The organism is Aliamphritea spongicola (genome assembly GCF_017051665.1).
GTDB lineage: Bacteria > Pseudomonadota > Gammaproteobacteria > Pseudomonadales > Balneatricaceae > Amphritea > Amphritea spongicola.
Genome location: NZ_JAFIDL010000001.1, coordinates 406,613 through 425,547, shown reverse-complemented (window position 1 = coordinate 425,547; position 18,935 = coordinate 406,613). Strand labels below are relative to the sequence as shown.

The window sequence follows — 18,935 nt, the reverse complement described above, 5'->3', positions numbered from 1 at the left end:
CATAGCACAGCCTGAAAAGGCCGGAACAAAATGGCTTACAACGACTAATCCAGCGGCACAATTAATACCGGTCGCCCGGCATTCTGCATCACCTTGGTAGCGGTTGAACCCAGGATCACCCTGCCCAGGGTGGAATGAGTACGGGTTCCCATCACAATCACATCTGCCTCCATGGCAGCCGCCTGCTTAACGATAGCTTTCCACGGTGTGCCTTCAGTGATGACTGAGTTCACTTCCAGTGCATCAGGCAACGGGCTGTCGGCAGACTCATCCGCCAGAAAACCCGCAATCCGCTGTTCCAGCTTGTGCTTCAGGTCCGTCAGGCTCTGCTGGTACATGTCCCGCATGTCGTCATCTTTCAGCAACGTCTGCAGTACCATGTTGTCTTTATGGGTGGACGCCAGCACGTGCAGATAGGTAATTTCCGCCGGATGGCCGCCGGTCACCGCCACTGCTGCCCGCAGTGCCGGCCGGGAGCCTTCTTCCATATCCGATGCATACAGCACCTTTTTCATTCGGTTAATCATGTATCACTCCTTTTGTGCTGCTAGCGGTACAGCAGTTCCGGCAGGAACAGTGCAACGGATGAAACGGCAGTAATGAGCACCAGACGGATAATGTCGGCACACCAGAACGGGGTAACCCCTTTGAAAATGGTACCGGCCTTCACGTCCCTTAATACCGCACTGAGCACAAACACGTTCATCCCTACCGGTGGCGTTATCAGGCTGATTTCAGTAACCACCACCACTACGATGCCGAACCACACCAGATCAAAGCCCATGCTTTGCACCAGCGGGAAGAAGATCGGCACCGTCAGCAACAGCATCGAGAGACTTTCGAACACCATACCCAGCACAATGTAGATCAGCAGAATAAACACGATCACCAGCATCGGAGACAGCTCCAGACTGTTCACCATGGCCAGCAAGTCTGCGGGCAATCCCGCACGGTTAATGAAGTTGGAGAAAATCAGCGCGCCGATTAATACCGCAAACAACATGGCTGAGGTACGCGCTGTATCCGTAAGAATCTCAAACAGGCTGCCCCAGTTAAGGCTGCGGCGCATTAAAGCAATCAGAAATGCACCACCGGCACCGATGCCTGCCGCTTCTGTTGGGGTGAAGATGCCCAGATAAATACCGCCCATCACCACGCTGAACAGAATCAGCACACCCCAGACGCCATTCAATGCTTCCAGCCGTTCAGGCCAGCTGAATTTCTCGCCACAGGGGCCCGCCTCCGGATCACGCCAGACTACGTACCGCACCGCACCCAAATACAACAGAATGCCCAACATGCCGGGTATAAAGCCAGCGGCAAACAGCTCGCGGATACTCGTTTCTGTCAGCAGGCCATAAATCACCAGAATTACACTGGGAGGAATCAGAATGCCCAAGGTGCCACCGGCAGCAATCGAAGCGGTGGCCAGTGAATCCGCATAGCCATACTGACGCATTGGCGGCATGGCAACCTTAGCCATGGTCGCCGAGGTCGCCAGACTGGAGCCACAGATCGCCGAGAATCCCCCACAGGCAACCACCGTCGCCATTGAAAGGCCGCCCTTACGGTGGCCCAGAAAGGCCTAAGATGCCCGGTACAGTTCCTGAGACAGACCTGATTTCGTCACCAGGTTGCCCATCAGAATAAACAGCGGAATCACGGACAGGCTGTATTCCTGTGCCGTATCAATTACCCGCTTAGAAGCCATGGATAACGCGCCGGTCCAGCGGAAATCCAGCATATTGTCGAACGTCAGGCCCTGCAGAAATGCAAAGCCGAAAAAACCCACCAGCCCCATCGCAAATGCAATGGGTACCCGGACGATAACGATCATCGCCAGCAGGATAAAAAAGCCGGTTAATGCAATCATCATGAGTGAATACCCCATGCGCCAGTGGCGCTAATTCTGAACTGTCTGCCTTAATGCCTATCTTAATCACGGGGCTGAGTAATCAGCCGGTAGGCACCGTAGGTAAGCATTGCTGCAGCGGTTATCCAGCTCATGATGGCAATGTATTCCACCACATAGCCCACCGGCACCTGCAAGTACTCAGTGACTTCACCACGACGTATTGAACGGGCCGCCAGCTCCCAGATCCGTACCGCCAGAAAATACAGCGAGCCGCTGATCAGTAAGACTGATACCAGACCCAGTATCTGAATCATCCGGCTGCCCAGCCAGCGGTCGAGAATGTCCACCACCACGTGGCCGCCACGCCAGGTGACCACCGGCATTTCAGCAAATACCAGCACAGCAATGGCCATTTCAGTCAGTTCAGTGGTGCCGTCTACTGCATCCGCAAAGAAATAACGGCCAATCACATCGGCGCAGGTCAGCGCCATCAGAAAAAACAGGGTAACGGCTGCAATCAGCTCAAGCGCAAAGGCCAGCCAGATAACCGGCCCCTGCTCTTCGTAATGCGCGTTCACCCAGGCAGTTAATGCCATAGGAGTTACCTCACATCTGTCGGTTACACGTATTACTTATAGGTACGGGCTACTTCACGCAGCTCCTGCAGCGCACTGCGGGTATCCACACCGCGGTCTGCAACCGATTCGATGAAGGCATCGTCCATGCCTTTGGTCAGAGTGACGAATTCCTGTGCGAATGCATCATCCGGCTTCACCATGATGACGTTAACACCGGCTTCCTGAGCAGCGGCCAGACCATCTTTGTCACCGGCATCCCAGGCACGACCGGCCATTGCTGACAGTTTTTCACCGGACACATCCAGAATCGCCTGACGGTCCTGCGGATCAAGATCATCCAGGAAGTCCGGATTCATGAAGATAGAGAAGCTACCCATGTACATGCCACCTGGCAGTGCGACAACATTGCGGGCCACTTCTTTCAGACGCAGGCCTTTCTGGTCAATGAGCGGGATAAATACGCCGTCAATTACGCCCTGCTGCATCATTTCATACACTTTTGGTGCCGGTGCACCAACAGCGGTCACACCCATGCGATGGCCGATTTCCCCCTGCACACCGCCACCCAGACGGATCTTCTTACCTTTCAGTTCCGTCAGGGATTCAATCGGTTCCACCAGCTGAATCTGACCCGGGCCGTGGGTAAACAGACCGATCACTTCCAGACCATCATGCTCATTCGCCTCGGCCAGATACTTCTGATGAATCCGCCAGTGCGCCACGGAGGCGGCTTCGGCATTGGTGCCCAGCAATGGTTGTTCAACCATCTGGGTTAATTTGAAACGGCCCGGTACATAGCCGTGATAGCTGAAAGAGGCATCCACCACGCCATCTTCTACCAGCTCAAACATGGTTTTCGGGTGGCCCATGCCGTATTCAACCACAACCTTTACCCGGCCTTCGGTGGCATCTTCCACCCACTTGGCCCAGGTCGGCCAGACAACGGTATTCTGGGTATGGGTCGGCGGTAACCAGCTCGCCACCCGTAAAGTTGTTTCTGCGCTGGCAACGCTGGCCAGTGCGCTCAGTAATCCTGCTGTGAGAAGTTTTTTTATACTCATTATTCTGTCCTCAAAGATGTATTTCAGCTTTCGCACACTTATAAAGTTAATATGTTAATTATTCAATTCTATGTGCCTGACAGTGAGAAGAAATACGACCAAGGCCCAATCTGCTAAAGGCTCTTCTTATGGGTCTTTTTCTGCTCCCGGCAGGTACTCAGAATCCTGCTTCCCACCTGCGTTTCAGCACAGGCGGTTGGTCAATCACAGCATCCTCAGAGGATCAGCCAGCGCCTCAGCGGCTGGCCAGTTTCTGATGGATATTGTTCTGTTTGTAATTCAGCACCGGATGCAGCTCAGTCATCTCAAAACCGATGCTCATGTAGCGCTTATCGAACACCGGCTGCAGGCATTCAGTGAAGGTAGCAAACACCTTATCTGCCGCAGCTTTCAGCACTTCCGGTTCACGCCCCGAGCCCACTTTGGCCGTCAGGTGCACAAAGGTGTTCTCCGGATCCCCCTCTCCGATACGGTAATATTCGCAGCGGATAGCCCGGGTACGGATGCCACCAATGGGAAATACCCCAGTGGCGATCGCCGTGTCATTCAGCTGTTCAAATAACGCCGGAATGTCCAGATCGTCGTCCAGATTGGCTGAATACTCCATAATAAAATGTGGCATGCTTGCCTCCTGTTAAGCCTCATAATGACAGGTTAAACCCGGCAGCCAATCCCACGATTAGGCAGGCTGCCAAACCCCGTTCATACAGGCTGCATTAACGCCCCAGTACCGGCACGTTGTGCAGGTCGTGAGCGATACAGACGTTCTTGGTTTCCATGTAGAAATCGAAACTCCAGTCACCACCGTCACGGCCCACACCGGACATCTTCACACCGCCAAACGGCGATGGCAGGTTACGGTTGTTTTCCGAGTTGACCCACAGCATGCCGGCATCAACCTTGTTAGCCATGCGCATGGCGCGACCGGTGTTAGCCGTCCAGATGTAACCGGCCAGGCCGTAAATGGTGTCGTTTGCCAGCTCAATTGCCTGCTCTTCGGTATCGAATTCAATGGCGGTTAATACCGGGCCAAAGATCTCTTCCTGAGCAATGCGCATGCTGTTATTGGCATCCACAAACAGGGTCGGGGCGACATAGTTACCCGGGCCGAGTTCGTCACGCAGGGAATGGCCGCCCACCGCCACGGTTGCGCCATCGTCTTTAGCAGTTTCAAAGTAGCCGGTGACTTTGGCGTAGTGACCGGTGTGTACCAGCGGACCCACTTCGGTTTCCGGATCCAGTGAATGACCCACCTTTAGATTGGCAACCCGTTCTTTCAGCGCCGCCATGAATTTGTCTTTAATACCACTCTGCACCAGTAAACGGCTGGAGCTGGTGCAACGCTGGCCGTTCAGGCTGTAAATCATGAACACCACGGCATCCAGTGCACGGTCGAAATCAGCATCATCAAACACGATTACCGGGTTTTTACCGCCCAGCTCCAGATGCAGACGCTTCAGGGTTGAGGCGGTCTGTGCCTGAATCAGCTTACCGGTGGCGGAGTCGCCCACCAGCGCAACGGCTTTAATGGCCGGGTGCTCAGTCAACGCCTTACCCACTTCTGTGCCGAAACCGTTCACCATGTTCCAGACACCTTTTGGCAAGCCTGCCGCTTCCGCGCATTCCGCCAGAATCGCACCGGTCAGCGGGCTCAGTTCTGCAGGCTTGTGTACCACGGTGCAGCCCGCCGCCAGCGCCGGGGCGATCTTCCAGGTAGACAGCATGAACGGTGTGTTCCACGGGGTAATCACCGCCACCGGGCCGATGGGGTTACGCACCGTAAAGTTAGTGTGCTGATCCTGATGCAGGGATAAACCGTTACGGGCTTCCGGGGCCTTGTCTGCAAAGAACCGGAAGTTAGCCGCACCGCGCACCGCCGCCTGACGCATAAAGCGCAACGCCTGACCACAGTCCATGGACTCAACCAGGGCAATCTCTTCCGCACGTTTTTCAATTTCATCCGCCAGTTTATGGAGAATTTTCTTACGGGCAGCGCCAGGCATTTCAGCCCATTCAGCGGAGGCTTTACGGGCTGCTTCACAGGCCGCGTTGACATCCGCCTCAGTGCCTTTCACCACATACCCCAGTGAAGTGTTATCGGTCGGCGTCGTGTTTTCGAAGGTCTGGCCTTCTGCCCCCTGGGTCCATTCACCGTTGATGTAGTGACCCAGAGTGTTGTCTTTAAAACGTGCCAGGTAGCCTTCGGCTTTGGCAATGTTTTGCTGTAATGCTTCGCTCATCGTTATGTCTCCGGGTCTTAATTAATACTTGTCGCCATAGAACTGCTGTTCCGACACGATATGGGTTTCAAGTGCGCCAACCTTTTCGATCTCACACACCACCACATCACCGGGCTGCATATCCTTCAGGCCCTTAGGGGTACCGGTGGCAATCATGTCGCCCGGTTGCAGAGTCATGATCTTGCTCAGGTATTCCACCAGGAACGGCACATCGAAAATCATGTCTGCGGTGGTGCCTTCCTGCGTCAGCTCACCGTTAACACGGGTGGTCAGTTTCAGGTTGCTGATATCGCCCACATCGTCTTTATCGATCAGCCACGGGCCGATCGGGCACAGGGAATCGCGGCTTTTCACCCGCAGGTTCGGCCGGTAGTAGTTTTCCAGATAATCGCGGATGGCGAAGTCATTACAGACGGTGTAACCGGCGATGTAGTCCATGGCATCTTCACGGGCGATGTTCTTCCCTTCTTTGCCAATCACTGCCACCAGCTCACATTCATAGTGCTGAAATTCGATATCATCCGGGCGGTAAGACGGCTGCTTATGACCGGTCAGGGTATTGGCACCTTTTAAGAACACCAGCGGCTCGGTTGGCGGCTCGAAGGCCAGTTCAGAAGCGTGATCCGCATAGTTAAGTCCCAGCGCGAAAATCGTTCCCGGCTGCTTAACCGGGCACAGCCAGGTCACTTCGGTTTCATTCAGTTCGGTGCCATCCGCCAGTAACAGACGGTCAGCATCATCTACGGTGATATCCAGCTCAACACCGTTATGTAATACGCGTGCGTGTTTCATCGTCTGCCCCTTAATCAGCCAATTGGTTATTCAGTTCTGCCACACCGGCGATTGCCGAGGTGACGCGGTCGCCGCGCTGTACAGGCGTACGCTCACCGCGGAAGCCCACCGCCAATACATCACCGGCCTGCAGGGTCATGATGCAGGAAATGATGCTGATTAGTTCCGGCACGCTGCGTTCCAGCTGGGTCATTGGCAATTCACTGACAGTCTCGCCATTCACCTGAGTAACAACGGTCAGCGCAGCAGGGTCAGCCACCTGATCCGCAGCCACTACCGCTGCACCGACCGGCGCACTCCCGTCCAGGCATTTGCCCTTGATGTCCGGGCGGTAATAGCTTTTTTCCGGCAGAGAGAAATCATGTAACAGGGTGTAGCCGCCAACGTAGTTCAGGGCATCTTCTGTGCTGACCCGACAGCATTCCTGACCGATCACCACCGCCAGGCTGGCACCCACGACCATGTCAGTCTCACCGGCTGGCCACTCGATAGCAGCACCGTCGGTATTCCAGGTGTTATGAGGCTTGAAATACAGTACCGGCTGAGTCGGTGCTGCTTTATAAGGCGGCTGGTTGAATTCAGCCTGCATGGCGGCCAGCTGCTGTGCGTCATTTAATGCCACACAGACCAGCTTGCCTTTAATAATCGGATTGCTATTCATCGTTTCTGTACCTGATTAGTAACCGCTGGACTGGCCAGCGTCAGCACTGCCTGCAGTGCAGTTTTTAAAACTTTTCGCTAACTGCCGGGCGGCATTGCCCAGCAACAGGGTATCTACGCCAATGCCCACAAAACGGGCCCCTTTGGCGACATAGTCATTGGCTTTCGCCGGATTGATACACAACAGACCTGCGGCTTTACCGGCGGCATTGATGGTGGCGATGCCCTGCTCAATGGTGGCAACCACTTCCGGGTGGTCCGGATTACCCACGTACCCCATAGAGGCAGAGAGATCAGACGGCCCGATAAACACCGCATCCACCCCATCAACCGCGGCAATTTCAGCGAGGTTTCCCATGGCGGTGGTGGTTTCTGCCTGAACGATCAGACAGATCTCATCGTTGGCTTTTTGCAGATAGCCCGGCACGTTATTCCATTTGGCGGCACGGGCCAGTGAACTGCCCAGACCACGGATGCCCTGCGGCGGATACTTCACCGCCTGCACCAGTTCTCGGGCCTGTTCAGCGGTGTCACACATGGGAATCAGCAGGGTTTGTGCGCCGATATCCAGCAGGCGTTTCAGTAACGCAGTGCGCCCCTCTTCCGGTCGCACAATGGCCGATACCGGATACGGGGCCATTGCCTGCAGGTGACGCATGGTGCTGTCCAGTTCGAACGGCGCGTGTTCACCGTCGATCAGCAACCAGTCGAAACCGGCACCGGCCAGGATTTCAGCACAGCTTGAATCCGGCAGCCCAAGCCAGAGCCCCCACAAAGGCTGGTCGCCTTTGAGACCCTGCTTGAATGCATTGACCGGCAACTGAGTGCTGTAATTGCTTTGCAACTCTGAAGACATAAGCCGATCCTCAGACAAACTTCACAGAGATACCGCCCAGCGGGCCGTAATCTGCATGCACGGTATCACCGGCTTTTACCGGTACCGGACGGGTGAAAGATCCGGACAGAATCACCTGACCCGGTTCCAGCGCGACGCCGTGAGGGGCAAAGCGCTTGCACACCCAGCAAATACCGTTCGCCGGATGACCCAGCACCCCGGCGGCGATGCCGGTTTCTTCGATCTGACCATTGAGGTACAACAGTGAACCGGCCCAGCGCAGGTCAATTTCCATAGGCTTGATCGGGCGACCACCGAGAATAATGCCGGCATTAGCAGCGTTGTCTGAAATGGTATCCAGTACCTTGCGGGTGTAGCCGGTTTCAGGATCAGTACGGTGGCAACGGGCAGCAATCAGCTCCAGCGCAGGTACCACATAATCCGTGGCATTAAGCACATCAAAGATAGTGATATTGTCACCTTCCAGACAGTCTTTAAGCACAAATGCCAGTTCAACTTCGATGCGCGGATCAAGGAAGTCATCGACCTTAATTTCTGCACCATCCGCAAAGAACATGTCATCCAGCAGCACGCCGTAGTCCGGCTGATCAATGTTCACGGCCATCTGCATGGCACGGGATGTCAGGCCAATCTTGTAACCCTTAACGCTGGCACCCTCTTCGATCTTACGGTCTACCCAGGTTTTCTGAATTTTGTAAGCATCGTCCATATCCATCCCGGGGTAATCCAGGGTGAGTGCCGGGATCTGCTGCCGGCCGTTCTCTGCGTTATAAAGGCGTTCAGCGGCATCGCTGATCTGTTCCGGAGTTAACATATATGTGCCCTTTTAAAATATGTTTGTTTTCAGGCCTGGCACACAACAGTTGCCGGCCGGTTATCTGTGCTGAGTGCTTCATCTGCCCAACAAATAGATAACATCTTAACTATCTTTAACTGAATATACTTAACATCTTAATCAATTTCTACTAATTAATATATTAAGTATTTATATAAAACTGGCCATCCCCCACAAAGGGGTTATACAGATACGCTCAGTAAGAGATAAAACGGATCAGCCCGGCACTGACACCAGGCTGTGCATCAGGCGATGCTTACAGACCACCCATACAGATGTATTTGGTTTCCAGATAATCGTCCAGACCGTACTTGGAACCTTCACGGCCCTGGCCGGATTCTTTCACTCCGCCAAACGGGATGACTTCAGAACTGATAGCGGTTTCATTCACCCCCACCATGCCGTAGTCGATGCCTTCTGATACCCGCCACACACGGCCGATATTCTGGGTATACACATAGGCCGCCAGACCAAACTCAGTATCGTTAGCCATCGCGATGGCTTCCTCTTCCGTAGAGAACTTAAACACCGGTGCAACCGGACCAAAGATCTCTTCGCGGAACACCCGCATGTCGGTATTCACATCCGTCAGCACTGTAGGCTCATAGAAGTTACCTCCCAGCTCAGATGGCTTACCGCCGGTGACCACAGTTGCCCCTTCCGCCACGGCGTTCTCTACCTTGGCATGAATGTCGTTCAGTGCTTTTTCAGTGATCACCGGGCCATGGGTGGTTTCTTTATCAAATCCCTGCCCCAGACGGAAGCCATTCACGGCAGCGGTAAACTTCTCAACGAAAGCGTCGTAAATACCTTCCTGCACCAGCAGGCGGTTGGCACAGATACAGGTCTGGCCCGAGTTACGGTACTTGGACACCAGTGCCCCTTCGATGGCCGCATCCAGATCTGCGTCGTCAAAGATGATCACCGGCGCATTACCGCCCAGTTCCATAGAGGTACGCTTAACGGTATCCGCACACTGTTTCATCAGAAGTTTGCCCACCGGGGTTGAACCGGTGAAGGTCACTTTTTTCACCACCGGGTTGGAAGTCATTTCACCGCCCACCGCCGCTGCATCTGATGATGGCAGCACAGCAAACAGGCCATCCGGCAGACCGGCACGCTTCGCCAGCTCAGCCAGCGCCAGTGCCGACAGTGGCGTTTCCGCCGCCGGCTTCAGCACAATGGCACAACCCACCGCCAGGGCCGGGGCCACCTTACGGGCGATCATTGCATTCGGGAAGTTCCAGGGTGTAATTGCAGCAACCACCCCTACCGGCTGTTTAACCACCACACCGCGGCGGTTAGTTTGCGGGGTCGGAATAATATCGCCATACACCCGCTTGCCTTCTTCAGCAAACCACTTCAGGTAAGACGCGCCGTAAGCAACCTCACCCACCGATTCGAACAGCGGCTTACCCTGCTCAAGGGTCATCAGCGCCGCCAGATCCTGCTGATTTTCCAGAATCAGGCCATGCCATGCTTCCAGTACAGCAGAACGCTGTGCCGCTGACAGGGCTTTCCAGCTCTGCATTGCTGCTTCTGCTGCCTCAATCGCACGGCGGGTTTCCGCCTGACCCACACTGGCAACGTCGGCAATTTTCTCACCGTTGGCCGGGTTGTATACCGCGAAACTCTTACCCTCATCACCGTTCACCCATTCACCGTTAATGAAGGCCTGGGTTTTCAGCAGTGTGCTGTCCTGTAATTCTAATTTCATAACTTACCCGTATTCATTTATTTATCATCTTAGCCGGCAACCGATAATATTCTGGCTGCCCACTGATAAGCGTTTTTGTATTTACTGCAGGGTACTCTAATTAAAACTAGTTAACAAGTTAACTAATTTTATAATATTCATCATAAAGGCGAACGACGAGCTATGAAGTCGCTGTCACATCCACGATCCAGATCATCAGATTAATGCTGAAAAATGCCAGCAAGGTTGCCGGCAACAACACCGCAGAACACAGCTCCCCCATGTTGTATCTCAGACCAAACACCGCATAGATGCTGAACATAGGCATACAGGCCAGTACCAGCGCCACCGACTGAAACAGTGCCGGCATGGGTGGCATCAGAAGGATCATCAGTACAATGCATAAAGGGTGAAGAACCAGTTTACCGAGCACAATGACCGAAATATCCGTCACCATACCCGCCGGCCGCAGCCCCACCAGCATGCCACCGATAGTGAACAGGGCCAGACCACCAACTGTCATTGCCAGTATATCGATTGCCCTGTCCACGAATTCCGGTGGCTGCAGCCCGGTCAGCGCACTGGCCAGCCCTACCCCGATGGACATTACCACCGGATTTTTAAGCAACTGCGGCAGTGCTGCGCCCAGTGAGCGGAAGAAGCCATCACTGCTTTGCTGGCCGGTATCCGCCAGTGCCAGCGCCAATGGCAGGATAAAGAAGTTCTCAACGATAAGCGTCAGAGCAAACGGCACCAGCGCGGCTTCGCCAAACAGCTGCATAATGATGGGAAAACCGATCATCAGACTGTTCGACAAGCTGCCGCCCAGGCCAAACATGGCGCATTCAGTGAGTGACTTACACCGTAAACGGGCGATGCCAAACAGCGTCAGAAATGACAACAGCGAACCCAGGCCAAAAATCAGCAGATAATCAAAATGCAGAATATCCTGAAACGACCGGGAACTGAGCGCTTTGAACATCGCCGCCGGCAAACCGATATTGATAACAAACCAGCCAAAGGTACGGATTGCATCCCGGCTGAGATACCCCAGCCGGACCACCAGAAAGCCCAGTCCAATCAGCAAGAATGTCGGGCTGGTGAGTGAAAGAATGTAAGTAAAATCCTGCATATCAGAGATTTCCTGAAAATTTACCGACGCAAAAACCCGCAGACTCTTTCGAGCCGCGGGTTTTCTTTACAGATTTAGAATGAATCAGACCATGGTTGGGTCCGGCTCCAGCCCCATCAGGGAACGGCCCAGAATCTGTTTACAGACGTCATAGTCGGTGTAGGCATGGGCAGCGGTCATATGGGAATCCCGGAACAGACGCTGGGCTTCGTTATCGCTGAACCAGCAGCTGCCACCGGCCACTTCAAAGACACGATCTACCGCTTCAATGCACATCTTCACCGCATAGGCCTGATTGGTGCGCCAGAAGGCCAGCTGCTCATCCGTCGGATACTGCTTAAGCTCACCCATTTCCTTATGTTCATCCCAGGTTTTTTCCATGAAGGCCCGGGCTGCTGCCACCTGATGGGTGGACTCTGCCAGACGCATCAGCGCCGGAGTGGCATGCCCTACTTTGGCACCGGTATAGGCACGCACCCGGTTTTTAGTGATATTGCGGTATACCTCAAGCATTCGCTCGGCAATGCCCAGACCGATGGCCGCAAAGCCACAGGCAAAGTACGGCCGGTAAGGCGCATAAAAGATCTTACTGTCCGGATAGAGGCCAAAACCTGCGGACTTGCCGGTCATCATATCTTTGGCCGCTTCAATACGGTGTTCAGGAATGAAGGTATCCGGTTTGATCTTCAGGGTCTTGGTACCGCTGGAACGCATGCCGGCGGCATACCAGTCGTCCTCAATTTCGTAGTCATCCCGGGACACCACACCGAAACTATATATTTTCTCGCCGTTTTCGCCGTCCCGCAGGAAGCCGAGAATGGCCCACTCCGCATGATCACAGCCGGAGCTCCACTTCATATCGCCATTGAACAGCACCCCGCCTTCGGTCTCCTTTACCTTACCGAACGGTGCGATACTGCTGCTGGCAGTCGCATCCGGATCATCTCCCCAGAACTCGTCCTGAGCCTGTTTGGAGAACATCGCCATCTGATGGCTGTGGGTTGCCAGCAGGCTGCCTGCCCAGGCAGTACCGCCACAGGCACCGGCAATGGCCGCGATGCAGTCGGTCAGTTCCGGCAGGGAAATTTCCAGACCGCCATAGGCTTTAGGCTGCAGCGCCCGGTGAAACTTAATGGACTTAAGCAGACGGATGTTCTCGTCCGGCACGGTACGGGCTTCTTCAGCCTGTGCTGCATTCTCCGCAATCCGCGGCAGAATTTCCTGAAGCTTGTCGAGTAATGGGTTTGGCCTGTGCATGATATTGCTACCTTCCTGTGATTCTTGTTTTAGGCAGTCACCGGGCAACGGTTGCTGCGTGATGATGACAGTTTGCAACGCACAGTCACTCAGGAGAATGGATCTTTCAGTGGCTTTGTTGTACTTTTGATAAGACACAGAACTTAACATGTTAATAAAAACAGATACTACAAGCTCTATCTAAAAACATAAAAAACCCTATATTTTAATAAGTTAACAAGAATTGCTTACAAAACCCTGAATCATCAGCTTGCACAAATATAGGTTAGAAAAAACGTCTGACAGGACTTTACAGCGAACCATGAATACCCGGACCACTGCCCTCAAAACCCGCCAGAAGGATGCTATTCCCAACATCCATATTGGTCAGGTATATGATCAGCGCTACATAGAAGCGGACATTCATTATGAACGTCTGGAAAATCTGGCGGACTTCTTTGGCCGGAATATGCCGGTGCATTATCACGACCGTTTCTACCAGTTACACGTGGTGCTCAGCGGTACCGTGCGGGTCCATCTGGATGAAGTCAGTTACAGCGCCCGGGCACCAATGTTCTTTCTCACCCCGCCCACTGTTCCGCACGCTTTTATTACTGATGATCAGGCCAGCGGCCATGTGATTACCGTTCGTCAGCAACTGATCTGGGAAATGCTCGGGGGAATCGACCAGCCAAACAGCCAGGGGGTAATGAGCCAGCCTTTATGTGTTGAACTGCAAACGTCCGGTAATGATGCGGCCGCCAGCCGTATGCTGCAGCTGCTTGAAATGATGTCTGCCGAGAACAACCCGGACAGCCTGCAACACGCCCGGGCCCAGCAGGCCCTGCTGCAGCTGGTACTGATAGATATATCCCGCCTGGCGGATCAGGGCCAGCCGCAACAGAATACCCAAAAGGAAGATGTGCGGGTGTTTCACCGTTTCAATGAACTGATCGAAAACCATTTCCGGGAACACCTGACGCTGGACCACTACGCGGATCAGATAGGCGTTACCGAAGCCCGGTTGAATAACATCTGTCGCCGCCTTGCGGGTCAGCCTTCAAAACGGCTGATTATGGACCGGCTGGTGCAGGAAGCCCGCCGCCTGCTGACCTATTCAACTGCACCGGTGACGGAAATCGGCTATCACCTGGGATTCAAAGACCCGGCGTATTTCGCCCGTTTCTTTCGCAGAAATACAGGCGTTACTGCCAGCGAATACCGTGACAAACGTAAAAACCTGTAAATACAGATGGATACCGTTTTAAAATCTGGTACTTTTTGCAGCTTCGGCAAAACGCACCCACATGAAAAGTACCAGTGAAGCCATGAAAATTATATTCATAGATTTCACAACGGGCCTATAATTTTCTCAGGTAATGCGTATTCTGGTGCTTTACACAGCCATGCTGACCTGAACGGGTATCAGCCAGCCACATCAGACCGCCCAACTAACTACAATAATGAGTAATATCTATGTCTGCTTCAGGTTTCGATGCTAAAGATTTCCGCCGTGCACTGGGCCAGTTCCCCACCGGCGTCACCGTTATTACCACGCTGGATGAGTCCGGCAATCCGGTTGGCGTCACCGCCAGCAGCTTCAACTCTGTATCCATTGAACCGGCACTGGTTCTGTGGAGTATCGATAAAGGCGCCAACAGCCTGAGCGCGTTTCAGAATGCCAAGCACTTTGCGGTAAACGTACTGGGCCGCGAACAGGTCAGCACGTCTAATAACTTTGCCAGCCGCGGTGAAGACAAGTTTGCCAACGCTGAGTATCACACCGGCATTGGCGGTGTACCGCTGCTGGACGACTACGCCGCTCAGTTTGAATGTAATACCTGGGCAGTTTACGAAGGCGGCGACCACCTGATTCTGGTAGGTGAAGTTAAAGAATACCGCCACCACAGTGAAACCGAGCCGCTGGTATTTGCCCGTGGCAGCTATGCAGTCTCTGCCCAGCACCCAGAAATGATGCAGAACCAGGCCGAAACGGTTACCGCCCCGGAAAACGACTTTGTGGGAGACTATCTGTTATATCTGGTACGGGAAACTTACCAGCGTTTCAGCGCCCAGCTGTATCCGAAACTGAACCATGAATGCGATGTCACCCCGGAAGAATGGCGCATCCTGGCCCGCATGGTGAACCAGCCTGAAGTCGCCATCGACCAGTTAACCGATCTGGTTATGCAGCCGGAAATCAGCCTGCGCCAGACCGCCGACTGGATGATGGAAAAAGGCCTGATTCAGTACAAAGACAAAGACACCCTTAAAGCCACTGAATCCGGTGCAGAGATGGCCCGCCGCCTGCAGAAGCTGGCACTGGAAGAAGAAGCGAAGCTGCTCAGCGACCTGAGCCCACAGCAAACGGCGACATTGAAGAGCCAGCTGAAGCAACTGATCGATAAGCTGTAAAAGCACTCTCTTAAAAGCACTGTCACTATTCCCCCGCCTTGCGCGGGGGAATCTTTCGGTTATTAATCTTGCAATCCGCAAACATAGTTAATATGTTAACCGAATTATTATCTGTTTAATCCCGGTCAGGTATGTCTGTATGACTGCATCCCCGCTTATTCCCCATCAGTTCCAGCACCAGAGCCTGTCCCTGATCAGCAGTCTGTTACCGGTCAGCAATGCGGTTTTCTTTCTGGTTGAACCGGGTATGCAGCACCGGGGGGCGGTGATCTTCAACGGCGCTCAGGATATGGAGAAGCAGTACACCCAGAAGTACAGTACTATGGACCCACTCAGCCCGGACCGCTTCCGCGACAAAGACACCCGGGTCGCCACGCTGGACTCTCAGATTGCCCCACACCTGCTGAAACAGAGCCGCTACTATCAGGAATTCATGCTGCCCAATGAACATCGCTACGTGGCAGACATGTTCTTCCGCCTTGAGGGCACGATCGTCGCCATTCTCAGTATCCTGCGGGCGGAAAGCCTGGGCAATTTCACAGCTTCCGAACTGGAACTGCTCAACAGTGTTCAGCCCTTCATGGAGTACAGCCTGAATACGGTGTATCTGCCCCGCCGGCAACAGGAGCGTCAGGGGTTCCACCAGCAGTATCAGCTTACCGAACGGGAACTGGATGTACTGGAACTGCTGATGAGCGGTGCCAATAACAAGCAAATTGCCACGGAACTTAACCTGGGTCTGGCCACGGTAAAAACCCACCTGCACCACATTTTTCAGAAAACCGGCGTACAGTCACGGGCAGAACTGGTCAGCCGCAGCCTGCAACTTTTACAGGCCAGCTGATCCTCTCCGTTAAACTATATTAAACCCCACTCTCAACCATCTGATGGATGCTTCTCAGACAGAATAAAGCGGATACTCGAACGCTGATTCAACAGTTTGACGGTATCTGTTATGCAAAACTCCCCTTCGTATTCTGCAGCTCAGGAACTGCTGGCCCGCAGAAAAAATATCCTCGGCCCCCATACTCCCCTGTTTTACGACGAGCCACTTCATCTGGTCCGCGGAGAAGATGTCTGGCTGTATGACCACAGCGGCAAACGTTATCTGGATGTTTATAACAATGTTCCCCACGTGGGCCACTGTAACCCACGGGTAGTGGAAGCCATGCACCGCCAAGCCAGCACTCTGAATGTGCACACCCGCTATCTGCACAACAACATCATTGATTACACCGAGCGGCTCAGCGCCACCTTCGCGGATACCCTTAACATGGCCATGCTGACCTGCACCGGCAGTGAAGCTAACGAACTGGCCCTGCGCATGGCCCGGCATTACACCGGTGGCCAGGGCATTATCGTCACGGATTTTGCCTACCACGGAAACACCGAAGCGGTAGCCGAAATCGGCACCGGCTTCATGCCGGAAGCCCGTCATACCAAACGGGTAAAAGCCTTCGCCATTCCGGACAGCTATAGGGGTATCGACGGTGTAACAGAAGATCAGCTGGCGGATGCCTATGCCGCACAAATCGCCCGCGCCATTGATGAATTCGCCGCTGAAGGTATCCCGTTTGCCGGCATGCTGGTCTGCCCGGATTTTGCCAACGAAGGCCTGCTTAACGTCCCTGCCGGGTTTATGGAAAAAGCCACGGCGCTGGTGCACAAGGCTGGTGGCGTGCTGATTGCCGACGAAGTACAGGCCGGCTTTGGCCGGACCGGCAAACACTGGTGGGCCCATCAGTGGTACGACATTACACCGGACATCGTCACCCTGGGGAAACCCATGGGCAACGGTCATCCGCTGGCAGGTGTGGTTGCCCGCGGTGAGCTGATAAATGCTTTTACCGAGCATTCAATGTACTTCAACACCTTTGGCGGCACCCCGGTGTCCTGTGCCGTGGGTATGGCGGTGCTGGATGCCCTTGAACAGGATAACCTGCTGGCCAACGCCGTCAGTACCGGTGAATACGTCGCAGCAGGATTACGCAGCTTACAAACCCGTTATCCCCTTATCGGCGAAGTTCGTGACCGGGGCCTGTTCTTCGGGGTTGAACTGGTCACCGACCCCGTCACCAAAACGCCGGCAAACAAACAGGCCCGGCGCATCATCAACCTTATGAAGGAACAGGGTGTGCTGATCAGCGTGATCGGCGTACATGACTCTATTCTCAAACTTCGCCCGCCCATGCCTTTTCAGCCGGAACACGCTGATCTGCTGATCCACACACTGGACAAGGTGCTGCAGCAGGTCTCGGAGGAAATGGCTCATGGATGATTTTTACCAACTCACCCCGGACCAGCAGGCGGAGCGGCTCACCCTGCTGGCCCGGCATGCCCTGCAACACTGGGATCTGACGCCTGAAAGCATCAGCCTGATCAAATACCGGGAAAATGCCGTCTTTAAAGTGATCACCGCAGATAACACCTTCGCCCTGCGCATCCACCGGCCGGGGTATCACAGCAGTGCAGCGCTTCGCTCTGAACTGCAGTGGATGGCCGCGCTGGATGAAGCTGGCATCGCGGTACCCAAAGTCATCCCCACTGCCGACGGACAACTACTGGTCAGTGTCCAGACTGATGCCGTGCCGGAAGCCCGCTGTATTGATCTGTTCGCCTGGATCAGTGGCGAGCAGCTGGGCAGTGTTGAACACGGCCTGGGGAAAGATGCTGAAAGCATTCACCGCACCTACCGACAAATCGGCCTGATCGCCGCACAGCTGCATAATCAGGCCAGCCAGTGGCCATTGCCCGACGGCTTTGAACGGCAGGCCTGGGATGCGGAAGGTCTGGTGGGGGAACAGCCCTTCTGGGGGCGTTTCTGGGAGCTGCCGCAGCTTACACCGGATCAGCGGGCACTGTTGCTACAGGCCAGAGACAAAGTCAGAAATGTACTGTGTACGCTGGAAAAATCCCCCCGGAACTACAGCCTGATCCACGCAGACTTCGTGCCGGAGAATCTGATGACCGACGGTGACACTGTGCGCCTGCTGGATTTCGACGATGCCGGTTTCGGCTGGCATATGTTTGAACTGGCAACCGCTCTGTATTTTGTGCTCCGGGAACCGGACTATGAAACGGCAAAAACCGCCCTGACTGAAGGGTACTGCCAGTTACGCCTCCTGAAGCACGAAGACCTGCAGTTACTGGAAACCTTCCTCACTGCCCGGGGCTTCACTTATCTGGGCTGGATTCAGGACCGTCAGGAAACAGAGACCGCCCGGGAACTGACCACTGACCTGATCAGCCGGGCCTGCCATCAGGCTGAAAAGTACCTTTCACAAAGCACTTAAACCAAAACACTTAAACCAAAGCACTTAGACCAGCAACAGCTTCATAAAACAACGCCGGTTACAGTTACCACCGGCGTTTCCCTTACTCAGATTTCACGCCCTTCATCTCTCTTCAGCAACAAGCATCTGAACCTAATTTCGCCTGATAACTCTAATACAATGGTCTTAAAAAGCCCGAAAACCCGGGAAAAACAGGCCCCGAATACCCATTTTGCAGAGATATGTAGCACATTTATTTTGCATCAAAGTAACAGGCCACCTATCATTTCCGGGACGCTTTAAACAC

17 protein-coding genes and 1 pseudogene are annotated in these 18,935 nt (G+C 54.0%); 5 read left to right on the top strand and 13 right to left on the bottom strand.

Annotated elements, in window-relative coordinates; all coding sequences use genetic code 11:
• Positions 1-44: 44 nt before the first annotated feature.
• The 13 genes and pseudogenes from JYB63_RS01990 to JYB63_RS01930 all read right to left on the bottom strand — a co-directional run bounded on the left by JYB63_RS01990 (position 45) and on the right by JYB63_RS01930 (position 12,962).
• Positions 45-527 (bottom strand): universal stress protein, encoded by a 483-nt coding sequence (locus JYB63_RS01990; protein ID WP_205656096.1) that lies wholly within the window; start codon positions 525-527, stop codon positions 45-47.
• Positions 528-547: 20 nt separating this feature from the next.
• Positions 548-1,876, bottom strand: a pseudogene (locus JYB63_RS01985) (TRAP transporter large permease).
• A gap of 59 nt (positions 1,877-1,935) precedes the next feature.
• Positions 1,936-2,451 (bottom strand): TRAP transporter small permease, encoded by a 516-nt coding sequence (locus tag JYB63_RS01980; RefSeq protein ID WP_205656094.1) that lies wholly within the window; start codon positions 2,449-2,451, stop codon positions 1,936-1,938.
• A 32-nt stretch (positions 2,452-2,483) separates the two neighbouring features.
• On the bottom strand, positions 2,484-3,494 hold the full coding sequence (locus JYB63_RS01975) for a TRAP transporter substrate-binding protein (protein ID WP_205656091.1): 1,011 nt from the start codon (positions 3,492-3,494) through the stop codon (positions 2,484-2,486).
• 235 nt (positions 3,495-3,729) lie between these two features.
• Positions 3,730-4,116: a 5-carboxymethyl-2-hydroxymuconate Delta-isomerase gene (locus JYB63_RS01970; RefSeq protein ID WP_205656089.1), complete on the bottom strand. Its 387-nt coding sequence runs from the start codon at positions 4,114-4,116 to the stop codon at positions 3,730-3,732.
• Between the two features lie 94 nt (positions 4,117-4,210).
• Positions 4,211-5,734, bottom strand: a complete 1,524-nt coding sequence (hpaE, locus tag JYB63_RS01965; protein ID WP_205656087.1) for a 5-carboxymethyl-2-hydroxymuconate semialdehyde dehydrogenase — start codon at positions 5,732-5,734, stop codon at positions 4,211-4,213.
• Between the two features lie 21 nt (positions 5,735-5,755).
• On the bottom strand, positions 5,756-6,526 hold the full coding sequence (locus tag JYB63_RS01960; RefSeq protein WP_205656085.1) for a fumarylacetoacetate hydrolase family protein: 771 nt from the start codon (positions 6,524-6,526) through the stop codon (positions 5,756-5,758).
• A 10-nt stretch (positions 6,527-6,536) separates the two neighbouring features.
• Positions 6,537-7,187, bottom strand: a complete 651-nt coding sequence (locus JYB63_RS01955; protein ID WP_205656078.1) for a fumarylacetoacetate hydrolase family protein — start codon at positions 7,185-7,187, stop codon at positions 6,537-6,539.
• 15 nt (positions 7,188-7,202) lie between these two features.
• Positions 7,203-8,042, bottom strand: a complete 840-nt coding sequence (hpaI, locus tag JYB63_RS01950; protein ID WP_205656075.1) for a 4-hydroxy-2-oxoheptanedioate aldolase — start codon at positions 8,040-8,042, stop codon at positions 7,203-7,205.
• A 10-nt stretch (positions 8,043-8,052) separates the two neighbouring features.
• A complete protein-coding gene (gene hpaH, locus JYB63_RS01945) occupies positions 8,053-8,856 on the bottom strand; it encodes a 2-oxo-hept-4-ene-1,7-dioate hydratase (protein ID WP_205656074.1) in 804 nt (267 codons plus the stop codon).
• Between the two features lie 277 nt (positions 8,857-9,133).
• Positions 9,134-10,594 (bottom strand): NAD-dependent succinate-semialdehyde dehydrogenase, encoded by a 1,461-nt coding sequence (locus JYB63_RS01940; protein ID WP_205656073.1) that lies wholly within the window; start codon positions 10,592-10,594, stop codon positions 9,134-9,136.
• Between the two features lie 160 nt (positions 10,595-10,754).
• Positions 10,755-11,705 carry an AEC family transporter gene (locus JYB63_RS01935; RefSeq protein WP_205656071.1) on the bottom strand — a complete coding sequence of 317 codons (951 nt, stop codon included), beginning with the start codon at positions 11,703-11,705 and terminating at the stop codon, positions 10,755-10,757.
• Positions 11,706-11,789: 84 nt separating this feature from the next.
• Positions 11,790-12,962 (bottom strand): p-hydroxyphenylacetate 3-hydroxylase oxygenase component, encoded by a 1,173-nt coding sequence (locus JYB63_RS01930; protein ID WP_205656070.1) that lies wholly within the window; start codon positions 12,960-12,962, stop codon positions 11,790-11,792.
• 301 nt (positions 12,963-13,263) lie between these two features.
• On the opposite strand from JYB63_RS01930, the gene hpaA reads away from it, so the two are divergent.
• The 5 genes from hpaA to JYB63_RS01905 all read left to right on the top strand — a co-directional run bounded on the left by hpaA (position 13,264) and on the right by JYB63_RS01905 (position 18,649).
• Complete coding sequence (gene hpaA / locus JYB63_RS01925) at positions 13,264-14,187, top strand: 4-hydroxyphenylacetate catabolism regulatory protein HpaA (RefSeq protein WP_205656068.1); 924 nt, start codon at positions 13,264-13,266, stop codon at positions 14,185-14,187.
• A gap of 230 nt (positions 14,188-14,417) precedes the next feature.
• Positions 14,418-15,356, top strand: a complete 939-nt coding sequence (locus JYB63_RS01920; RefSeq protein ID WP_205656067.1) for a flavin reductase — start codon at positions 14,418-14,420, stop codon at positions 15,354-15,356.
• Between the two features lie 139 nt (positions 15,357-15,495).
• Positions 15,496-16,200 (top strand): helix-turn-helix transcriptional regulator, encoded by a 705-nt coding sequence (locus tag JYB63_RS01915; RefSeq protein ID WP_205656065.1) that lies wholly within the window; start codon positions 15,496-15,498, stop codon positions 16,198-16,200.
• A gap of 111 nt (positions 16,201-16,311) precedes the next feature.
• The gene (locus JYB63_RS01910; protein ID WP_205656063.1) at positions 16,312-17,634 is read left to right on the top strand and encodes an aspartate aminotransferase family protein; all 1,323 of its coding nucleotides are present in this window, start codon (positions 16,312-16,314) and stop codon (positions 17,632-17,634) included.
• The gene (locus JYB63_RS01905) at positions 17,627-18,649 is read left to right on the top strand and encodes a phosphotransferase enzyme family protein (protein ID WP_205656061.1); all 1,023 of its coding nucleotides are present in this window, start codon (positions 17,627-17,629) and stop codon (positions 18,647-18,649) included. The genes JYB63_RS01910 and JYB63_RS01905 overlap by 8 nt, the downstream gene beginning before the upstream one ends.
• The last annotated feature ends 286 nt before the right edge of the window (positions 18,650-18,935 follow it).